The sequence below is a fragment of the Bradyrhizobium sp. SZCCHNS3002 genome, from assembly GCF_032377435.1.
In the GTDB taxonomy this organism is placed as follows: Bacteria; Pseudomonadota; Alphaproteobacteria; order Rhizobiales; family Xanthobacteraceae; genus Bradyrhizobium.
Genome location: NZ_JAUHHY010000010.1, coordinates 15928 through 32627, shown reverse-complemented (window position 1 = coordinate 32627; position 16700 = coordinate 15928). Strand labels below are relative to the sequence as shown.

The following is a 16700-nucleotide window of genomic DNA, read 5'->3' as shown; positions in this document are numbered from 1 at the left end:
CGAGGGAGGGTGGTCACGTGCAGTTTCATCTCAATGGCTTCCAGCCGGGCGATCCCGAAATCTTCGACACGGCCGAACGTGTCGCGAGCGCCGGCGCGAGCAGCCCGCTGCCGGCCGAGGCCGACGTCCTCATCGTCGGCTGCGGCCCGGCGGGCCTCAATCTCGCCGCCCAGCTCTCTGCCTTCCCCGACATCAAGACCTGCATCGTCGAGCAGAAGCCCGGCCGGCTGCTGCTCGGCCAGGCCGACGGCATCGCCTGCCGCACCATGGAGATGTTCCAGGCCTATGGCTTCGCCGAGAAAGTGCTGAGGGAAGCGTGCTGGATCAACGAGACCACGTTCTGGAAGCCCGATGACGCCGACCGCGCGCATATTGCGCGCAGCGGCCGCGTGCAGGACGTGGAGGATGGCCTGTCGGAGATGCCGCATGTCGTGCTCAACCAGGCTCGCGTGCACGACTTTTTCCTGGACGTGATGCGCCGTTCGGCCGCGAAGCTCGAGCCGCACTACGCCCGGCGACTGCGGGACCTTCATATCGATCCGTCCGCAGGCAATGACGCACACGGCGTGACCGTCAGCTTCGACCGCATCGATCCGGAGCATGAAGGCCAGGTCGAGACCATCAAGGCGCGCTACGTGGTCGGCTGTGACGGTGCACGCAGCATCGTGCGCAAGGCGATCGGCCGCGAGCTGCACGGCGATTCCGCCAATCACGCCTGGGGCGTGATGGACGTGCTCGCCGTCACCGATTTTCCCGACATCCGCTTCAAGTCGCTGATCCAGTCCGCCAAGGACGGCAGCCTGCTGGTGATCCCGCGCGAGGGCGGCTATCTCGTCCGGCTGTATGTCGAGCTTGCCAAGCTTGAGGTCGGCGAGCGCGTGGCGGGCCGCAACATCACCGTCGACGAAGTGATCGCCAAGGCGCAGCGCATTCTCGCGCCATATACGCTTCAAGTGAAGGAGGTCGCGTGGTGGTCGGTCTATGAGATTGGCCAGCGCATCACCGACAAGTTCGACGACGTGCCGGAGGCGGAGGTCGCAACGCGGCTGCCGCGCGTGTTCATCGCCGGCGACGCCTGCCACACCCACAGCCCGAAGGCGGGGCAGGGCATGAACGTCTCGATGCAGGACACGTTCAATCTCGGCTGGAAGCTCGCCGCCGTGCTGGGCAAGCGCTGCGCGCCGGAGCTCCTGCACAGCTATTCGGCCGAGCGGCGGGCCATCGCCCAGGAGCTGATCGATTTCGATCGCGAATGGGCAGGAATTCTCGCTTCCGCCGCCAAGCAGGGCGGCGCCGATGCGGCCAAGACGCAGGACTATTTCGTGCGCCACGGCCGCTACACGGCGGGCACCGCCACGCACTATCGGCCCTCCGTTCTCACCGGCGACGACACCTTCCAGCCGCTCGCCACAGGCTTCGTCATCGGCAAGCGCTTTCACTCGGCGCCGGTCATCCGGCTCGGCGACGCCAAGCCGGTGCAGCTCGGCCACGTCGTCCAGGCCGACGGCCGCTTCCGCATCTTCGCCTTCGCGGCGGCAGAGGATCCGGCCGCGCCGGGGTCCGCGATCCGCCGCCTGTGCACATTCCTCAGCGAGGATTCCGCCTCACCCCTGCGCCGCCACACCCCGGCGGGCGCCGACATCGACTCCGTGATCGATCTGCGCGCGGTGTTCCAGCAGGGGCATCGCGAGCTCGCGCTCGAACGAATGCCGGAGCTGCTGCTGCCGCGCAAGGGGCGCTACGGCCTCATCGACTACGAGAAGATGTTCTGTGCCGATCTGAAGAGCGGCCAGGACATCTTTGCGATGCGCGGCATCGATCGCGCGGCGGGCTGCATCGTGATCGTGCGGCCCGATCAGTATGTCGCCGACGTCCTGCCACTCGACGACGTCAGGAGGCTGTCGGCGTATTTCGATCGTGTGCTGCTGCCGGTCCGCTGAGGGATGCAGAGGGTAAACGAAATCCAAATCCGGCCCCTGGATTTCAGGGCTTGGCGCTAGTCAGATCCCAAGGTTTCCTCGCTACAAACGAGGTCTCCGGAATGGACGATCGAGTGGGTGAGACGTCGAAATGTTGATGTTGGCGAACCGTCGCAAGAGTGAACGTCGGCTGTGCAGGAGGATCGCGAAGATTCACTACGGCAACGGCAGCCTGCCGCGCGACTGCACGGTCACGGATATTTCCGACGGCGGCGTCAAGGTGATCGCCGAATTCGTCGAGATTCCCCCGCAGTTCACCATCGTCTTCGCGCCCGACCACCAGCGCAAGTGCCGGCTGGCCTGGCGCATCGGCTGCGAGTTCGGCGCCGAATTCATCGATTGAGGCGGGCCGGCCGCGCCCGCTTAACGGGACCTTAGGGTTAATCTGCCAGCGTGCAGATCATCTGGTCCCGAAGTAGTTCAGTTGCATGCGTACGCGGCCCCTCCGCTCTCTCCCTCTGCTCCGGCCGGCCGCGTTCGCGCTGTCGTTCACGGCCGTCCTGCTCGGTCTCGGCGCCTGCCAGACCACCGATCTCAGCGAGGTCACGGGGGCACTGGGCGGCAATCCCGAAAAGAGCCGCGCTGCCGCCGCCGACCCGCGCGCCGAGATCGACCAGCTTCGCGAGCGCTTCCGCGCCAGTCCCGACGATCCCGAGGTGGCGCTGCGCTATGGCAGCGCCCTGCGCGCCACCGGCCAGCGCTCGCAGGCCGTCGCCGTGCTGGAGCAGGCGAGCATCGCAAGCCCCGGCAACAGGACGCTGCTTGCGGCCTATGGCCGTGCGCTCGCCGACAACGGCAATTTCCAGCAGGCGTTCGACGTGCTCAGCCGCGCGCATTCGCCCGAGGATCCCGACTGGCGCATCCTGTCGGCGCAGGGCGCCACGCTCGACCAGATGGGGCGCAACGAGGAGGCCCGGCAATACTACATGACGGCGCTGAAGATCGCCCCTGACGACCCGTCCGTGCTGTCCAATCTCGGTCTCTCCTACGCGCTCACGAACGAGCTGCCGAAGGCCGAGGAGCAGTTGCGCAAGGCGAGCGCGCATCCCGATGCCAGCCCGCGGGTCAGGACCAACCTCGCCGTCATCGTCGGGCTGGAGGGCCGGATGAGCGAGGCCGAGAGCATCGCGCGATCAGGACTGCCGCCGGAGCAGGCCAGCGCCAGCGTCGCCTATGTCAAGCGCATCCTGGAGCGCCGCAAGATCGCGCAGCGCGAGCTGTCGCCGCGCCGTGACCGTCCGGTGGCCGGCGAGCCCGACAAGGCGCTGGCGCGGGCGCTCAGCCGATCCGACGACTGAAGCGCTATTTCGCGCCGAGCAGCTTTGCGATCGGCGCCAGCAGCGAGCTGCGCTGCGGCTTGTGGTCGATCCGCCCCGTCAGCCGGTTGGCGATGTCCTGGAACAGTTTTGGCGTGCGGCTCAGCGCCGCGATCTCCGCGATCATCTGGCCGTTGTTGGCGGCGGTGCCGAACAGCTTGCAGTCGAACGGGATGATCGCGACCGGCTCGGCCTCGACGGTCTTGGCGAAGCGCTTCAGGTCGATCTCCGGCCGCTTGGGCATGCCGACCTGGTTCAGGCAGTACAGCGGCGGCCGGTCGTTGGGACGCGAGGCCTTGAGCACGCCGAGCAGGTTCTTGGCGTTGCGCAGGTTCGCCAGATCGGGCTCGGCGACCACGAGGATGTCGTCGGCATTGATCAGCGCGTGCCGCGTCCAGGCCGACCATTGGTGCGGCACGTCGAGCACGATGCATTGCTGGGTCATGCGCAGGGTGTCGAAGATGGCGTCGAACGCGTCGGCGCCGAAATCATAGACGCGGTCGAGGGTCGCGGGCGCGGCGAGCAGGTTGAGATTTTCGGTGCATTTGGCGAGCAGGCGCTCCATCAGCGCCGTGTCGGGCCGATCAGGCTGGAACACGGCGTTGGCGATGCCCTGCAGCGGATCCTGGTTGTAGTCCAGTCCCGCGGTGCCGAACGCCATGTCGAGATCGATGACGACGGAATCCAGCGTCAGGTCGCGCGCCATGCTCCAGGCGACGTTGTGGGCGACGGTGGAGGCGCCGACGCCGCCCTTGGCGCCGACCACGGCGATGATGCGGCCGGTGATGACGGCCTCCGAGGCCGAGAACAGGCTGCAGACCGAGCGGATGACGTCGATGGTCTCGACCGGCCCGATCACGTAGTCGTTGACGCCGCGCCTGACCAGCTCGCGATAGGCGACGCCGTCGGCCGGGCTGCCGATCAGCACCACGCGGGTGCCCGGATCGCAGACGCTGGCGAGATCGTCGAGGCCGCCGAGAATGTCGCCGCCGGGCCTGGTCTCGATCACGATGACGTTCGGCGTCGGCTGCGAATGATAGGTCTCGATGGCGCGCGCCATGCCGCCCGCCTTGATCGTGATGTGCGCCTTGCCGAGCCGGCGGTCCTGGCTGGCTGCGAGGATCGCGGCCGAGGTCTGGTCGGTCTCGCAGAACGCCTGCACGGAGACGCGCGGCACCGGCGCGATGTGGTCGTCGAGCACGGGGCCGCTGGGGGCGGCCGGCTCGTCCTGGCTTTGACGGGACGCGTTGATCATTTGCCTGTATCGCTGAGCTTGGCCTTCTCGGACTCCGGATACGCCACCGCCGTCGACTCGCCCTTGCGGTACTTCTCGAACAAAGCGGAGCGGCGCGGCGTGTAGGCGGCCATCTCCGAGCGCGGCTGCTCGAGATCGGCCGGGTTGTCGATCATCGCGGCGAGGTTGCGCTGCGTGGCGCAGCCGAAATTTTGATAGTGCTGGTTGCTGCTGTAGCCGCGATTGTCGAGGTTCGGCCCGAGATCGTCCGGCCACAGCCCGCAGGGACCGGCGACGGCGGCGATCTTCGGATAGCTCAGCCGGATGACGGCGAGCTGCCGCGGATCGTCCGGCATGGTGTTGCGCAGGGTGATCGCGTGCGAGGGAACGCCGCCGGCGGTCAGCACGGCGCGGATCTCGCGATAGGCGTCGGCCGCGGCGCGCGCGTTCGACGTGCCCGTCGGCACCTCCGCCATGATTCCACCGGTGCCTTCGCGCAGCCATGAGCGCGCAAGCCCCGCGACGTCGACGCGCTGCTGGTAGGTCAGGCCGCCGCGGCCGCTGCCGACGAAGACGACGGTCGACTGCCGGCCTTCCTCGATCGCGATCGGATGGCGAATCCTGTAGTCGTCCGGGATCGTCGCGACGACCTCACCGGTGGTGGCGTTGCAGGCGCCGAGCGTGAGCGCCAGCCCCGCGATGGCGCCGATCCGGCGCAGCGTGCGTCCGCCGTCTCGTGTGGATGTTGCCGACATGATCGTTCCCCCGTGCCCCGTCGTCCCGCAACCTCAGTCGATGATGAAGCCGAAGCCGGCCGGCTGCCCCGTGGCCGCGTCGACCTTGGCGGCGATGCCGTACAGCCGGTTCATGCGGCCGAGCAGCGCCGACTCCGAGTCGGTGGCCGGCGCAAAGCCGTCGTCCGGACGCGACAGCTCCTTCTGGGCGACGGCGCGCACCACATAGGGCGTCACCATCACCATCAGCTCGGTCTCGTTGTTGACGTAGTCCTGGCTGCGGAACAGCTGGCCGAGCACCGGCAGCTGATTGAGCCCGGGCAGGCCGTTGATCGCCTGCTTGGTCTGGTTCTGGATCAGGCCGGCCATCGCCATCGAGCCGCCCGAAGGGATCTCGACCGTGGTCTCGGCGCGGCGGGTGCGGATGGCGGGGATCGTCACCGACGAGGTCGAGGCCGAGGTCAGCGCATAGGACACCGTGATCGCATTGTCGTTCGACAGCTCCGACACCTCCGTCATCACCCGCAGGCTGATGCGGCCTTCGCCGAGCACGACGGGCGTGAAGTTGAGCGAGATGCCGAACTTCTTGTAGGTGATCGACGTGCTGCACACCCGCGTGGTCGGATCGCAGGAATAGCCGCCGGGAATCGGGAATTCACCGCCCGCGATGAAGGTCGCGGATTCGCCGGAGATCGCGGTCAGGTTGGGCTCGGCCAGCGTCTTGACGACACCGGCCGTCTCCATCGCGCGCAGCGTCGCCGAGACCGACGACAAGCCGCCGCCGGTGGCGGACAGGCCGTTGGTCCCGACCAGCGACTTGCCATAGGCGGTGAACGGGTTGGTGTTGTTGAAGTTCACCACCGCGGTGCCGTAGTTCAGGCTGGCGCTGAGATCGATGCCGAGCTGCTTGACGATCTCGCGACGGACCTCCGACACGTTGACCTTCAGCATCACCTGGTCGCGGCCGCGCACGACGATCGAGTTGACCACCTTGTCGGCGCCGCCGACCAGCCGTGCGGCGATTTCCCCGGCCTGCTGCGCCTCGACCGGGCTCGACACCGATCCGGTCAGGATCACGCCCTCGCCGACGCCGTCGATCTTGACGCCGGGAATGCTCTGGCTCAGCGCCTGGCGCACGCCGTTGAGGTCGCGCTTGATCGCGATGTCGTAGGCCGCGACCTGCTGTCCCTCGCCGTCGAAGAACACCACGTTGGTCTGGCCGACCGCCGCGCCGATGATGTAGGCGCGCCGGGCCGAACGGACGACGGCGTTGGCGACCTTGGGATCGGCGACCAGCACGTCCTTGACGTCCTGCGGGAAGTCGACGACCACGGACTTGCCGATGCCGAGGGAGAGGAAGCGCATCTTCGACGAGCCGACCGACACCACGGGTGTCTCGAGCCTGTCGTCAGCCGCCTTCACCGGCGTCAGCGCCGGATTGAGCGCAAGCCCGATCACGGCCGATGTCGATAGCGCGCGGACGACCCACGTCCCGAACGTTGCGCGTTGATGCCCACCCATCATCTTCCACGTCCTTTCGATCACTTCTGCGCCGTGAGCGAGCTCGTGATCCCATAGCGAATGATCTCGATGGCGCTGCCCCGTCGCGCCATCTGCTGCTGCTGTTGCTGTGCCTCGGTCTTGTTGCCGTCGGCTGCGTTCACGTCGGCGATGCTGCGCAGCGCCAGCGCCAGCGAGCCGGCTTGGCGCGCGCGCGCCAGGGTCTCGGCCTGCTCGGGCCTGAGCTCGAGCGTCACCGTCTTGCCGACGACGGTGTTCTGGCCTTCCTTCTCCTTCGGTGCCTGGTCGATCGCGAGCACGCGGACGTTGGAGAGAATGATCTCGGAGCTGACGAAGTCGGCGGCGCCGGGCTTGTCAGGATTCTTGTCGCGCTTCGACAGGATGACGTCGACGCGGTCGTTCGGCAGGATGAAGCCGCCGGCGCCGGTCTCGGGCGAGATCTCGGTGGAGATCGCGCGCATGCCCGCGGGCAGGATCGCCGCCATGAAGCCGGAGCCGTCCGCCTTCACCAGCTTCTGCTCGCGGATCGGCTCGCCGATCACGAAGGGCGAGCGGGCGATGGTGCCGACGAGCTGATTGGCCGCTTCGGGACGGTCGCCGCGCCGGATGAAGATGTTGCTCGCGGCCTCCGGCCATGTCTGCCAGATCAGGTCGCCGGGCTTGATCGCCTGTCCGAGTCCGATGTCGGTCTTGGCGACCAGCACCTCGACCGTCGGCAACTGCACGACCGGCGCCACCGGCGCCTGCCGCTGGCCGTCGGAATTGCTGACCAGATAGGCCGCAACGCCGCCCGCGCCGAGAGCGATGGTTAACACCACGATGCGTGCGGTCATCATACGCGTGACTACTCTCTTACTCATACACCGGGAGCAAACACGCTGACGACTGACAGCCGTTCTCCCTCACTAACGACTAAGCGCCAATGGTATAAGCAGACTTGAACGCGGCGGGCCGCGGCACCCGCATCAAGCAACGATTGCGCAAGTGGTGAACAGGTTGTTAGCGTGCAAATAGTGAAACGCCGCGAATGTGTTAGCTATTTGCGCACGGCGCGCCTGCACGCATCCGTCGGCGCGCGCGCGACAGAATGAGATCATGAGTTGCAGCCGCGCCTCAGTGGGAATCTCGTTAAGCTGAATCGTTTGCTAACAACACGAGCGTAGGAACGCGACCCCGTCGACGAGGTTGTGCCGTCGCGCGAGGCAGCGCGGATCGGCCGATCACGACTTGCCTCTGCGCCACGCGAAACGTCCGCGCTGAACTCTCCATGGGGGCGAACGATGCCGACACTGCATGCCATGCTGCACCGTAATCAGACGGGGTCGCATCTTCAGAAAGCCGAAACGGGTTGGACATACGATTCCGTTGAGCGGGATTTCCGTCTCGACATTCAGATTTCCTCAACAATTTGCGCGCACGGTCCGGGCACGGCGGCTATGCCCAATTCGATTTAGTACGACCTAAAATGCACGCAGAAATTGTAACTAGCGCATCGTGCCGCGGCGGCGGCCGGGCCATCGTCGGGGACATCATGGGGGCGAGGGGAGACGTGCAATGTCGGTTGCTCGATTCCTGAAGCAGCGCGCGGTCAGGATTCAGACGGTCGGGTCCTACACGCTTCCGAACTGGTATTCCCCGGAAGGACGGCTGCGATCCTTCGCCTGCCGCACCACGCGGGTGTCGCCGTTTCGCGCGCTGCTCGAGGTGCCCGTCGTCGGCAAGGTCGGCGATCGCCTGACCTCGTATTTCCGCGATTTCGGCAAGTTCGAAGGCGAGATCAGCGACACCGTGCATGGCGGCTTTCTGCTCGAGCTGGAGATGACGCGCGCCGAGCGCGCCAAGCTCGCCGAGAAGCTGGTCTGGCTGGAGAAGAAGCAGAAGGATCCGTCGATCCGCGATTCCCGCCGCGACGCGCGCTTCGTGCCCAACTCGCCGCATTCGGCGCTGACGCTCGCCGACGGCAGCATCATCCCGTGCTTCGTGATCGATGCCTCGATGTCGGGCGCGGCGGTCTCGGCGGAGATCCAGCCGGAGATCGGCACGCCGCTGGCGGTGGGCAGTTGCATCGGCCGCGTCATCCGGCATTTCCCCAGCGGCTTCGCCGTCCGCTTCGTCGATCAGTTGCCGGGCGCCAATGAACTGGAGCGGCGGGTCATCACGCCGCCGGTCCGCCCGATGCGGCGGAATCTCGTGGCCCACGGCGATGACCGCCTGATCGGGGCGCCCGAGGACTTCTTCATGGTGTGACGGCGGCGCTGCCGCGGCGCGCGACAGGCGCCGCTCCGGCCTGCGCGGTTTCGCGTATGGAGCGGCGGCGGGAATCGCGGCATGGGAACTGGCGGCCGTCCGCACGGTTAACGCGATGTTAATCGGCATCGTGACAGCCTGCGCGTGCCGGGTGCATTGCCAGGAGGACCAGTCCCATGGAGGCCCAGAAGACCGCGGTGGATGCCATCGTCGTCCTGACCGGCTGCGACCGCGATGCGGTGGCCGCCTTCATCCGCCGCATCTATCTCGCCGGCGTCCGCGATCCCAAGCGGCTGACCTTCAAGGGCCTGCAGGAGCTGACGCGCGGCTAGCGCGACCGCCAGCCGGGGCCGGGGGCTGTTGCAACGGGGCCACGGCGCAGAACTTTCAACCCGGATGTCCGCCTGCAACCGACGTGCAAATGATGCGGCCCGCCGCACTTGCGGCTAAATTGGGGCTCTAGCGGCCGGCATCAGAGCACCATTTCGATCGCCAAAAAGGCGACATATCTGCGCAACACGCTCAGAGCGGCCGGATCATGGGTCCCGGACATGCTCAGACAGCTCTTCGCGCCTCAGCTCATCGGCCTCTACATCCTGATCGGGGCCACCATCTACGTCCACTTCCGCGGCAAGCAGCGGCTGCGCTTCGCCCGCCAGCTCGGCGACCACTCGACCTATCTCGCCCCCTACAACGTGCTGATGTATGCCGGCTCGGCCGTGCCCAACACGCCGGTCATCCCGGTCGAGCAGTTTCCAGAGCTCTCGAGGCTCACCGACAACTGGCAGGAGATCCGCGAGGAGGCGGTGCGTCTGTTCGACGAGGGCTTCATCCGCGCCGCCGCCGCCAACAACGACTGGGGCTTCTACTCGTTCTTCAAGAGCGGCTGGAAGCGCTTCTATCTGAAATGGTACGACGACTTCCTGCCGTCGGCGCGCACGCTGTGCCCGAAGACCGTCGAGCTGCTGAACTCCATCCCGAACGTGCATGGCGCGATGTTCGCGATGCTGCCGCCCGGCGGCAAGCTCGGCGCCCACCGCGATCCCTTCGCCGGCTCGCTGCGCTATCACCTGGGGCTGGTGACGCCGAACTCCGACAAGTGCCGCATCCTGGTCGACGGCGTGCCTTGCGTCTGGCGCGACGGCGAGGCCTTCATGTTCGACGAGACTTTTATTCACAGCGCCGAGAACGCCACCGATGTCAACCGCATCATCCTGTTCTGCGACGTCGAGCGCCCGATGAAATACGGCGCCATGACCGCCATCAACCGCTGGGTCAGCCACCACATCGTCAAGGCCTCCGCAACCCAGAACGTCGAGGGCGAGCACGTCGGCGTGCTGAACAAGGTGTTCGGCAAGCTGTATGAGTTTCACCTGGCCACGCGCAAGGTGAAGGCGTGGAATCGGACGGTGTACTACGCGGCGAAGTACACGCTGACGGTCGCGATCGTCGGCGCGATCGTGGTGTCGGCGTTTCGGTGAGGGCGGGATAGAGTAGGGCGGATTAGCGAAGCGTAATCCGCCGTCGTTGCCCGCGGATGCGCGGCGGGTTACGCCTGCGGCTAACCCGCCCTATGGTTGTCGCTAAAGCCGGAACCTCGATGCGTCTCTAGTTGATGGGCGGCATACGCTCCCGGGAGTTGATCTTGAACGAGGGGTTTCTTCGCGAGTTCGTCTCGCCGGATGGTACGGCGACGATCATGGTCGAAGACGATGGCCGGGTCGCCTATGCCTATTGGCTCGACTCCGAGCGAGCGATCTGCGGCGACGTCTGGCTCTACAACCGCTGCTCAGCTCCTGAGCAGCCCGAATGGACCGATCGCGACGCGGCGCCATATGCCAATCCCCTGGCCTTCGTAGATCAGACGGCCGAATTCTTTCCACCGTCGTCTGCTTCTTCCGTCACGGTCAGCTGGGATCGGCTGGGCTCCGAGACGGCTGCCTGCATTCGCGTGTCGGAAGTGGTGTTGGCCAGACTGATTAAGGGAAGCAAACCCGGCTGGTCCCGTTTGGCTGCTAAGGATGGACCCTTGGCGTTGTGTTTGCGAGGTGATCGTTGCCGCTGCTTGTCGCGCAACAGGTATGGCAGAGTAGGGCGGATTAGCGTAGCGTAATCCGCCGTTGTTGTTCCGGACGAGCGGCGGGTTACGCCTGCGGCTAACCCGCCCTACGCTCGCGAGGTGGGGTAAGGACCAAGGTCATGCTTCGCGAAGCACTGCGCGGCTTTCTTCATTTGTTGATCTTTGTCGATTTCGGATGCGGCGCTGTGCTTCTCCTTTTGGGAGTTCAGCAGACGTTGGTCAGAGCCGGTGAGTACCGCGATCGACGCGGCAGCCTCTTCTCACTCAGAAGGCCACTCCCCAGCGGATTTTCGCAAGAGTATTACGGTTCGTGGCGTCGATCAGTGTGGTTGGCCGTTGCCTTTTTTGCGGTACTCGCCATAGGCGCGCTGTTGTTGTGGCTCCATGCACTTATCTTCGGTGCTGTGAACTAGCGGACGGAGTAGGGAGGATTGGCGCGGCGTAATCCACCGTCGTTGTTCCGGATGGGCGGCGGCTTACGCCTGCGGCCGATCCGCCCTACGCTCGCTCGGGCCCGTCGTCGACCTCAATATGGATATATCGTGTTGCCGTATGTCGCAGACTGAACTCCTGATTGTCGAACAAGTATTCCAACTTGACGGAATCGGTTTGGCTATCGTGCCCGACTTCTCGGTCCCGGAGGCAGGTTGGAAAAATGGCTCTCATCGGGTGCGCGTAGTGAAGCCGGATGGCAAGCATTTCGACGCTGACGCGAATTTTCATGTTGTGCATTTCAACATTCGCGATCCATCGGTGCCACTCGACCAACGTTGGCGGGTGGTCGTCTCGCTCCCGTTTCTGACAAGAGACAGTCTGCCTCCCGGCAGTAGGATTCTGGGAGACCGCTCTTTGGCGGCGGTGCTTGAGCCACGAGCTTCCTAAGTCTGTTCCGGGTCATTGGGACGGTCAAAGAGGTGATTAGTTGATACCCGCGTCCACGCTTACCGAGCTGTCGGTCAAATCACGGTAATCAGAATATCCTGTCAAGCGCTTCCGAAAAACATAAGCGGATTGACAATTTCGCCAAATCAGCATTACAGTCCCGCCCATCCCGTTGCACGGTAGGGGACGGTTCGCGGTCGTCACGGACGTTGGCAGCGGGGAGCGGTGGACGCGGGCGGCGGCGTGCTGTTGGCACGGACGAACGCTTGTCTCGCGGACGGTGAAGGCGTGTGGTTCTGATACTCCGACGCTAGTATCCAGCGTAATGCGCGAAAGCGCATTGCGCGACATGGTGGCCAGAAAGCCCGGTGCACCAGGAAGAGCGCGCTATAGCCTGTTAAAACCATCGCGCGGGGAGGGCCGGGTGTGTTCGGCCAGACCTGTGGTACCTGCCGCCTGCATTTTTTTCGCAGGCGGGCCACGGGCGCGGCCAGCGCCCGGCCTTCCCTGCGCCCTCCATTCGGAGAGGGCGGGAATTGGAGCATCACTCGGGCGCGGGATGCGTCGCGAGGCCGTCGATGCTCGCCCCGGATCGACGCGATGCTGTTTGAGAATGTGGAGATGATAATGCTTGCGCGGCGTGGTGCGCCGCTACGAGTACGTGGGGCTGCCGCGACGATGGACCGGGGCAGTTTGTGACTCCGTCATGCCCGGGCTTGTCCCGGCCATCCACGTCGTCCTGCGCATGCCGAGCGACGTGGATGGCCGGGACAAGCCCGGCCATGACGACCTGGAAAGAGGCGAGCGCAGCACGCCGATCGTCAGTTCGGATTGCCCGCCGCGAGGGGACTGGGCCGCCAGAGCGGCGGGCGTGTTCGTGCTCTCGGCGACTTGCCCCCAATGAAAAAGGCCGCGCGGGGCGCGGCCTTTTTGTCGTTCGAAGCTTGGAGGCGTTGGCGGCTTACTTCGCCGCTGGCCCGATGCTCACCTTCAGCGTGCCGACGCCGTCGACGCCGCATTCGATCTTGTCGCCGGCCACCACGGCCGCGACGCCGGCGGGGGTGCCCGTCATGATGATGTCGCCGGCGGCGAGCTCGACCTGCTGGGACAGCTTCCAGATGATCTCCGGCACGTTCCAGATCAGCTCGGAGAGGTCGCCGGTCTGGCGCTCGGTGCCGTTGACCGACAGCCAGATCTTGCCCTTGGCGGGGTGGCCGATCTTGGCCGCGGGCACCACGGCCGAGCAGGGCGCGGAATGGTCGAACGATTTGCCGACCTCCCAGGGGCGCTGCATCTTGCGCGAGGCGAGCTGCAGGTCGCGGCGGGTGAGGTCGATGCCGACGGCGTAGCCGTAGACGTGGTCGAGCGCCTTGTCGGTCGGGATGTTCAGGCCGCCGCTCTTGAGCGCGACCACCAGCTCGACCTCGTGATGCATGTCCTGGGTCAGTGGCGGGTAGGGGATCACGGCGCCCTCGGGCGCCAGCATGTCGGCGTGCTTGGCGAAGAAGAACGGCGGGTCGCGCTCATCATTGCCCATCTCGCGGATGTGCTCGAGATAGTTGCGGCCGACGCACCAGATGCGGCGGACCGGGAAGACACCGGCTTCGCCGACGACAGGAAGAGAAGGCTGCGGAAAGGCCGGGATGACGGTGGAGGCGCTCATGAAAGGTCTCGATGCGGTGAAATGGGCTTTTCAGGATGTCGCGGTCACGAAGTCGCGGTCATGGGGATGACGTTCGGCCCCATGTCGCGCTGTTGCAGGCGGAAGAACGAAGCATAGCGGCCGCCACGGCGCAACAGATCGTCATGCCGGCCGCGCTCGACGATTTCGCCGGCCTCGACGACGAGGATGGCGTCGGCGTTCATGATGGTGTGCAGGCGATGCGCGATGACGATGGTGGTGCGGTTCTGGCAGAGATGCTCGATCGCCTCCTGCACCTGGCGCTCGGATTCGGAATCCAGCGCCGCGGTGGCCTCGTCGAGCAGGATGATCGGCGCATTGCGGATCAGGGCGCGGGCAACCGCGATGCGCTGGCGCTGGCCGCCGGAGAGCTGGGTGCCGTGCTCGCCGACCGGCGTGTCGTAGCCGAGCGGGAAGCCCATGATGAAATCGTGCGCGCACGCGGCCTTCGCCGCCTCGATGATCTCGGCCTCGGTGGCGTCAGGCTTGCCGAAGGCGATGTTGGCGCGGATCGAGTCGCGGAACAGATAGACGTCCTGGCCGACATAGGCGACCTGCTCGCGCAGGCTGCGGCGCGACACCTGCGCGATCGGCTGGCCGTCGATCAGGATGTCGCCCGCGGTCGCCTCGTAGAACCGCAGCAGCAGCGCCAGCACCGTCGACTTGCCGCCGCCGGACGGGCCGACCAGCGCGGTGACCTTGCCGGGCTCGGCCACGAAGCTCATGCGCCGGAGCACCGGATCGTTGTCGCGATAGGCGAAGGAGACGTCGCGCAGCTCGATCTTGGCGTCGCTGAGCTTCAGCGCCGGCTTGTCGTCATCGGGCCGCTCGCTGGCCGGGCTGTCGACCACCTCGAGCAGCATGCGGGCGCCGACCAGCTGGCTGTTGAGGTCGATGTTCAGCCGCGCCAGCCGCTTCGCCGGCTCGGTCGCCATCAGGAAGGCGATCATGAACGAGAAGAACTGGCCCGGCGTGGCGTTGAGCGCGACCACCGAGTAGCCGGCATACATCAGGCAGCCGGCGACGGCGAAGCCGCCGAGCATCTCCATCAGCGGGTTGGAGCGGTTCGACACCCGCGCCATCTTGTTGGCGTTGCGCTCGACCACCGCGATGTTCTCGTCGATGCGCGCGCGCATCGTGTCTTCGAGCGTGAACGCCTTGACGGTGCGGATGCCCTGCAGCGATTCCTGCATCGTCTCGAGGATGTCGGCGGTGCCGGTGAACTGGTTGTAGGCGAGGCCCTTGATGCGCTTGACCAGCTTGCGCAGCACCAGCATCGCCGGCGGCACCACGAGCAGGCCGAGCAGCGACATCCAGGGATCCTGCATGACCATCACGCCGATCATGGCGATCAGGGTCACGAGATCGCGCCCGATGGCGTTGATCAGCATGTTGAGGATGTCGGTGATCGACTTGGCGCCGGACGTGAGCCGCGCCAGGAACTCCGACGAATGGCGCTCGGAGAAGAAGCCGACACTCTCGTTCATCAGCTTGGCGAACAGCTGCCGCTGATTGTTGGCGAGGATGGCGTTGGAGATCTTGGACAGGATGACGGCGTAGCCGTAGGTGGTCACGCCCTTGACGAACAGCAGCAGCACCGTGACGCCGGAGAGCACGACGATGCCCGGGATGCTCTTCTCGACATAGGCCTTGTTGATGACTTGGCCGAGAACGTAGGTCGCCGCGGCGCTCGCTCCGGCCGCCACCGCCATCAGCGCGAAGGCGGTGAGATAGCGCCGCCAGTAGGCGAGGCCCTGTTCCATCACGAGGCGGCGGATCAGGATCGCGGCGCCATAGGGATCGTCGGTGATCTTCTTCGGAAAGTCGGCCATTCTGGTCCCTGGCCGCCGGGGCAAATCGCCGGGCGGCCAAGTGTGCTTGCCCGCTCGGGGCGGCTTTTTCAAGCCCCCCGGCCTCCGGCTAAGTGCTTGATTCTAGGCCGAGGCCCGCTGCAGCGCGCCGCTGTGGCGTTCCAGGAACAGTTTCTCCTCCCAGGCCAGCGCGTGGGCGGCGATCGTCTCCAGATCGTCATAGGTCGGGGTCCAGTCGAGCAGCGCCTTCAAACGGCTGGTGTCGGCGACCATGCTCATGATGTCGCCGGGGCGGCGGGGCGCGTATTGGACGGGAATGGCGCGGCCGGAGACGCGCCGGACGGCCTCGATGGTCTCGAGCACGGAATAGCCGCGGCCGTACCCACAATTCAGCGTGACCGAGCCGCCACCGGTGCGCAGATAGGCCAGCGCGGAGCGGTGCACCTGGGCGAGATCGCAGACATGGATGAAGTCGCGGACGCAGGTGCCGTCGGGGGTCGGATAGTCGGTGCCGAAGATGTCGATCTTGGCGCGCTGGCCGGTGGCGACCTCCATCGCGATCTTCATCAGATGCGTCGCGCCGACGGTCGCAAGCCCGCTGCGTCCGAACGGATCGGCGCCGGCGACGTTGAAGTAGCGCAGCACCACGTAGTTGAGGTCATGCGCCGACGCCACGTCGTGCAGGATGATCTCGGCCATCAGCTTCGAGGTGCCGTAGGGCGAGGTCGGCCGGGTCGGCGCGCTCTCGGGCACCGGAACCTCGTCCGGATTGCCGTAGACCGCGGCGGTCGAGGAGAACACGAAGCGGCTGACGCCGCGCGCGACTGCCGCATTCAACAGGCTGCGCGTGGTCATGGTGTTGTTGCGGTAGTAGAGCAGCGGATCGCGCACCGATTCCGGCACCACGACCGAGCCCGCCAGATGGATGATGCTGTCGACGCCGTGCTGGCTGATGACGCCGTCCACGAGATTTTCGTCGCCGGCATCGCCGATGAACAGCGGCACGCCGTCGGGCACGAAGGCGGAGAAGCCGGTCGAGAGGTTGTCGATCACCACGACGCTTTCGCCGGCTTCCGCCAGCGCGAGCACCATGTGGCTGCCGATATAGCCGGCGCCGCCGGTCACGAGCACGGTCATTGTTTGACGCGATCCCTGTTTGTTTTGCCGCAGACTAACGCCCGCGAAATGAAGGACCTGTTGCGTGCATAGCGAACT

16 protein-coding genes are annotated in these 16700 nt (G+C 65.9%); 9 read left to right on the top strand and 7 right to left on the bottom strand.

All coding sequences use genetic code 11. The annotated features are described in order from the left end of the window. The first annotated feature begins 17 nt into the window (after positions 1-17). The 3 genes from QW845_RS21385 to QW845_RS21375 all read left to right on the top strand — a co-directional run bounded on the left by QW845_RS21385 (position 18) and on the right by QW845_RS21375 (position 3277). Complete coding sequence (locus QW845_RS21385) at positions 18-1940, top strand: FAD-binding monooxygenase (RefSeq protein WP_315803528.1); 1923 nt, start codon at positions 18-20, stop codon at positions 1938-1940. A 136-nt stretch (positions 1941-2076) separates the two neighbouring features. Further along, positions 2077-2322, top strand: coding sequence for a PilZ domain-containing protein (locus tag QW845_RS21380; protein ID WP_315712872.1), 246 nt, complete (start codon positions 2077-2079; stop codon positions 2320-2322). Positions 2323-2407: 85 nt separating this feature from the next. Beyond that, positions 2408-3277, top strand: coding sequence for a tetratricopeptide repeat protein (locus tag QW845_RS21375; protein WP_315803527.1), 870 nt, complete (start codon positions 2408-2410; stop codon positions 3275-3277). A 4-nt stretch (positions 3278-3281) separates the two neighbouring features. Here QW845_RS21375 and QW845_RS21370 read toward each other — a convergent pair whose 3' ends face one another. From QW845_RS21370 to cpaB, 4 genes are read right to left on the bottom strand one after another with little or no spacing between them, the layout of a single operon-like run. After that, positions 3282-4550: a CpaE family protein gene (locus tag QW845_RS21370; RefSeq protein ID WP_315803526.1), complete on the bottom strand. Its 1269-nt coding sequence runs from the start codon at positions 4548-4550 to the stop codon at positions 3282-3284. Continuing rightward, positions 4547-5284 carry a CpaD family pilus assembly protein gene (locus QW845_RS21365; RefSeq protein WP_315803525.1) on the bottom strand — a complete coding sequence of 246 codons (738 nt, stop codon included), beginning with the start codon at positions 5282-5284 and terminating at the stop codon, positions 4547-4549. Before QW845_RS21365 ends, QW845_RS21370 begins: the two co-directional genes overlap by 4 nt. 33 nt (positions 5285-5317) lie before the next feature. Continuing rightward, a complete protein-coding gene (locus tag QW845_RS21360; RefSeq protein WP_315803524.1) occupies positions 5318-6787 on the bottom strand; it encodes a type II and III secretion system protein family protein in 1470 nt (489 codons plus the stop codon). 17 nt (positions 6788-6804) lie between these two features. Beyond that, positions 6805-7620 (bottom strand): Flp pilus assembly protein CpaB, encoded by an 816-nt coding sequence (gene cpaB, locus QW845_RS21355; RefSeq protein ID WP_315712864.1) that lies wholly within the window; start codon positions 7618-7620, stop codon positions 6805-6807. A 718-nt stretch (positions 7621-8338) separates the two neighbouring features. On the opposite strand from cpaB, the gene QW845_RS21350 reads away from it, so the two are divergent. The 6 genes from QW845_RS21350 to QW845_RS21325 all read left to right on the top strand — a co-directional run bounded on the left by QW845_RS21350 (position 8339) and on the right by QW845_RS21325 (position 11993). Beyond that, entirely contained in the window at positions 8339-9031 is a 693-nt protein-coding gene (locus tag QW845_RS21350) for a PilZ domain-containing protein (RefSeq protein WP_315803523.1), read from the top strand. Between the two features lie 176 nt (positions 9032-9207). Beyond that, positions 9208-9363 carry a hypothetical protein gene (locus QW845_RS21345; RefSeq protein ID WP_315803522.1) on the top strand — a complete coding sequence of 52 codons (156 nt, stop codon included), beginning with the start codon at positions 9208-9210 and terminating at the stop codon, positions 9361-9363. Positions 9364-9582: 219 nt separating this feature from the next. After that, positions 9583-10512, top strand: a complete 930-nt coding sequence (locus QW845_RS21340; RefSeq protein ID WP_315803521.1) for an aspartyl/asparaginyl beta-hydroxylase domain-containing protein — start codon at positions 9583-9585, stop codon at positions 10510-10512. A gap of 164 nt (positions 10513-10676) precedes the next feature. After that, the gene (locus tag QW845_RS21335) at positions 10677-11144 is read left to right on the top strand and encodes a hypothetical protein (protein ID WP_315803520.1); all 468 of its coding nucleotides are present in this window, start codon (positions 10677-10679) and stop codon (positions 11142-11144) included. A gap of 86 nt (positions 11145-11230) precedes the next feature. Then, positions 11231-11524, top strand: coding sequence for a hypothetical protein (locus QW845_RS21330; RefSeq protein WP_315803519.1), 294 nt, complete (start codon positions 11231-11233; stop codon positions 11522-11524). Between the two features lie 139 nt (positions 11525-11663). Further along, entirely contained in the window at positions 11664-11993 is a 330-nt protein-coding gene (locus QW845_RS21325; protein WP_315803518.1) for a hypothetical protein, read from the top strand. Positions 11994-12954: 961 nt separating this feature from the next. Here QW845_RS21325 and QW845_RS21320 read toward each other — a convergent pair. The 3 genes from QW845_RS21320 to galE form a co-directional block, all read right to left on the bottom strand. Then, positions 12955-13656, bottom strand: coding sequence for a fumarylacetoacetate hydrolase family protein (locus QW845_RS21320; protein WP_315803517.1), 702 nt, complete (start codon positions 13654-13656; stop codon positions 12955-12957). Positions 13657-13700: 44 nt separating this feature from the next. Then, entirely contained in the window at positions 13701-15506 is a 1806-nt protein-coding gene (locus QW845_RS21315) for an ABC transporter ATP-binding protein (RefSeq protein ID WP_315803516.1), read from the bottom strand. Between the two features lie 102 nt (positions 15507-15608). Continuing rightward, positions 15609-16622 carry a UDP-glucose 4-epimerase GalE gene (gene galE, locus QW845_RS21310; RefSeq protein WP_315803515.1) on the bottom strand — a complete coding sequence of 338 codons (1014 nt, stop codon included), beginning with the start codon at positions 16620-16622 and terminating at the stop codon, positions 15609-15611. Positions 16623-16700: the final 78 nt, after the last annotated feature.

Excerpts from the sequence above, each read along its gene's own strand:
- QW845_RS21380 (WP_315712872.1), top strand. The coding sequence starts at position 2,077 with ATGTTGGCGAACCGTCGCAAGAGTGAACGTCGGCTGTGCAGGAGGATC.
- QW845_RS21375 (WP_315803527.1), top strand. The coding sequence starts at position 2,408 with ATGCGTACGCGGCCCCTCCGCTCTCTCCCTCTGCTCCGGCCGGCCGCG.
- QW845_RS21370 (WP_315803526.1), bottom strand. The coding sequence starts at position 4,550 with ATGATCAACGCGTCCCGTCAAAGCCAGGACGAGCCGGCCGCCCCCAGC.
- QW845_RS21365 (WP_315803525.1), bottom strand. The coding sequence starts at position 5,284 with ATGTCGGCAACATCCACACGAGACGGCGGACGCACGCTGCGCCGGATC.
- QW845_RS21360 (WP_315803524.1), bottom strand. The coding sequence starts at position 6,787 with ATGATGGGTGGGCATCAACGCGCAACGTTCGGGACGTGGGTCGTCCGC.
- cpaB (WP_315712864.1), bottom strand. The coding sequence starts at position 7,620 with ATGATGACCGCACGCATCGTGGTGTTAACCATCGCTCTCGGCGCGGGC.
- QW845_RS21350 (WP_315803523.1), top strand. The coding sequence starts at position 8,339 with ATGTCGGTTGCTCGATTCCTGAAGCAGCGCGCGGTCAGGATTCAGACG.
- QW845_RS21345 (WP_315803522.1), top strand. The coding sequence starts at position 9,208 with ATGGAGGCCCAGAAGACCGCGGTGGATGCCATCGTCGTCCTGACCGGC.
- QW845_RS21340 (WP_315803521.1), top strand. The coding sequence starts at position 9,583 with ATGCTCAGACAGCTCTTCGCGCCTCAGCTCATCGGCCTCTACATCCTG.
- QW845_RS21330 (WP_315803519.1), top strand. The coding sequence starts at position 11,231 with ATGCTTCGCGAAGCACTGCGCGGCTTTCTTCATTTGTTGATCTTTGTC.
- QW845_RS21325 (WP_315803518.1), top strand. The coding sequence starts at position 11,664 with ATGTCGCAGACTGAACTCCTGATTGTCGAACAAGTATTCCAACTTGAC.
- QW845_RS21320 (WP_315803517.1), bottom strand. The coding sequence starts at position 13,656 with ATGAGCGCCTCCACCGTCATCCCGGCCTTTCCGCAGCCTTCTCTTCCT.
- QW845_RS21315 (WP_315803516.1), bottom strand. The coding sequence starts at position 15,506 with ATGGCCGACTTTCCGAAGAAGATCACCGACGATCCCTATGGCGCCGCG.
- galE (WP_315803515.1), bottom strand. The coding sequence starts at position 16,622 with ATGACCGTGCTCGTGACCGGCGGCGCCGGCTATATCGGCAGCCACATG.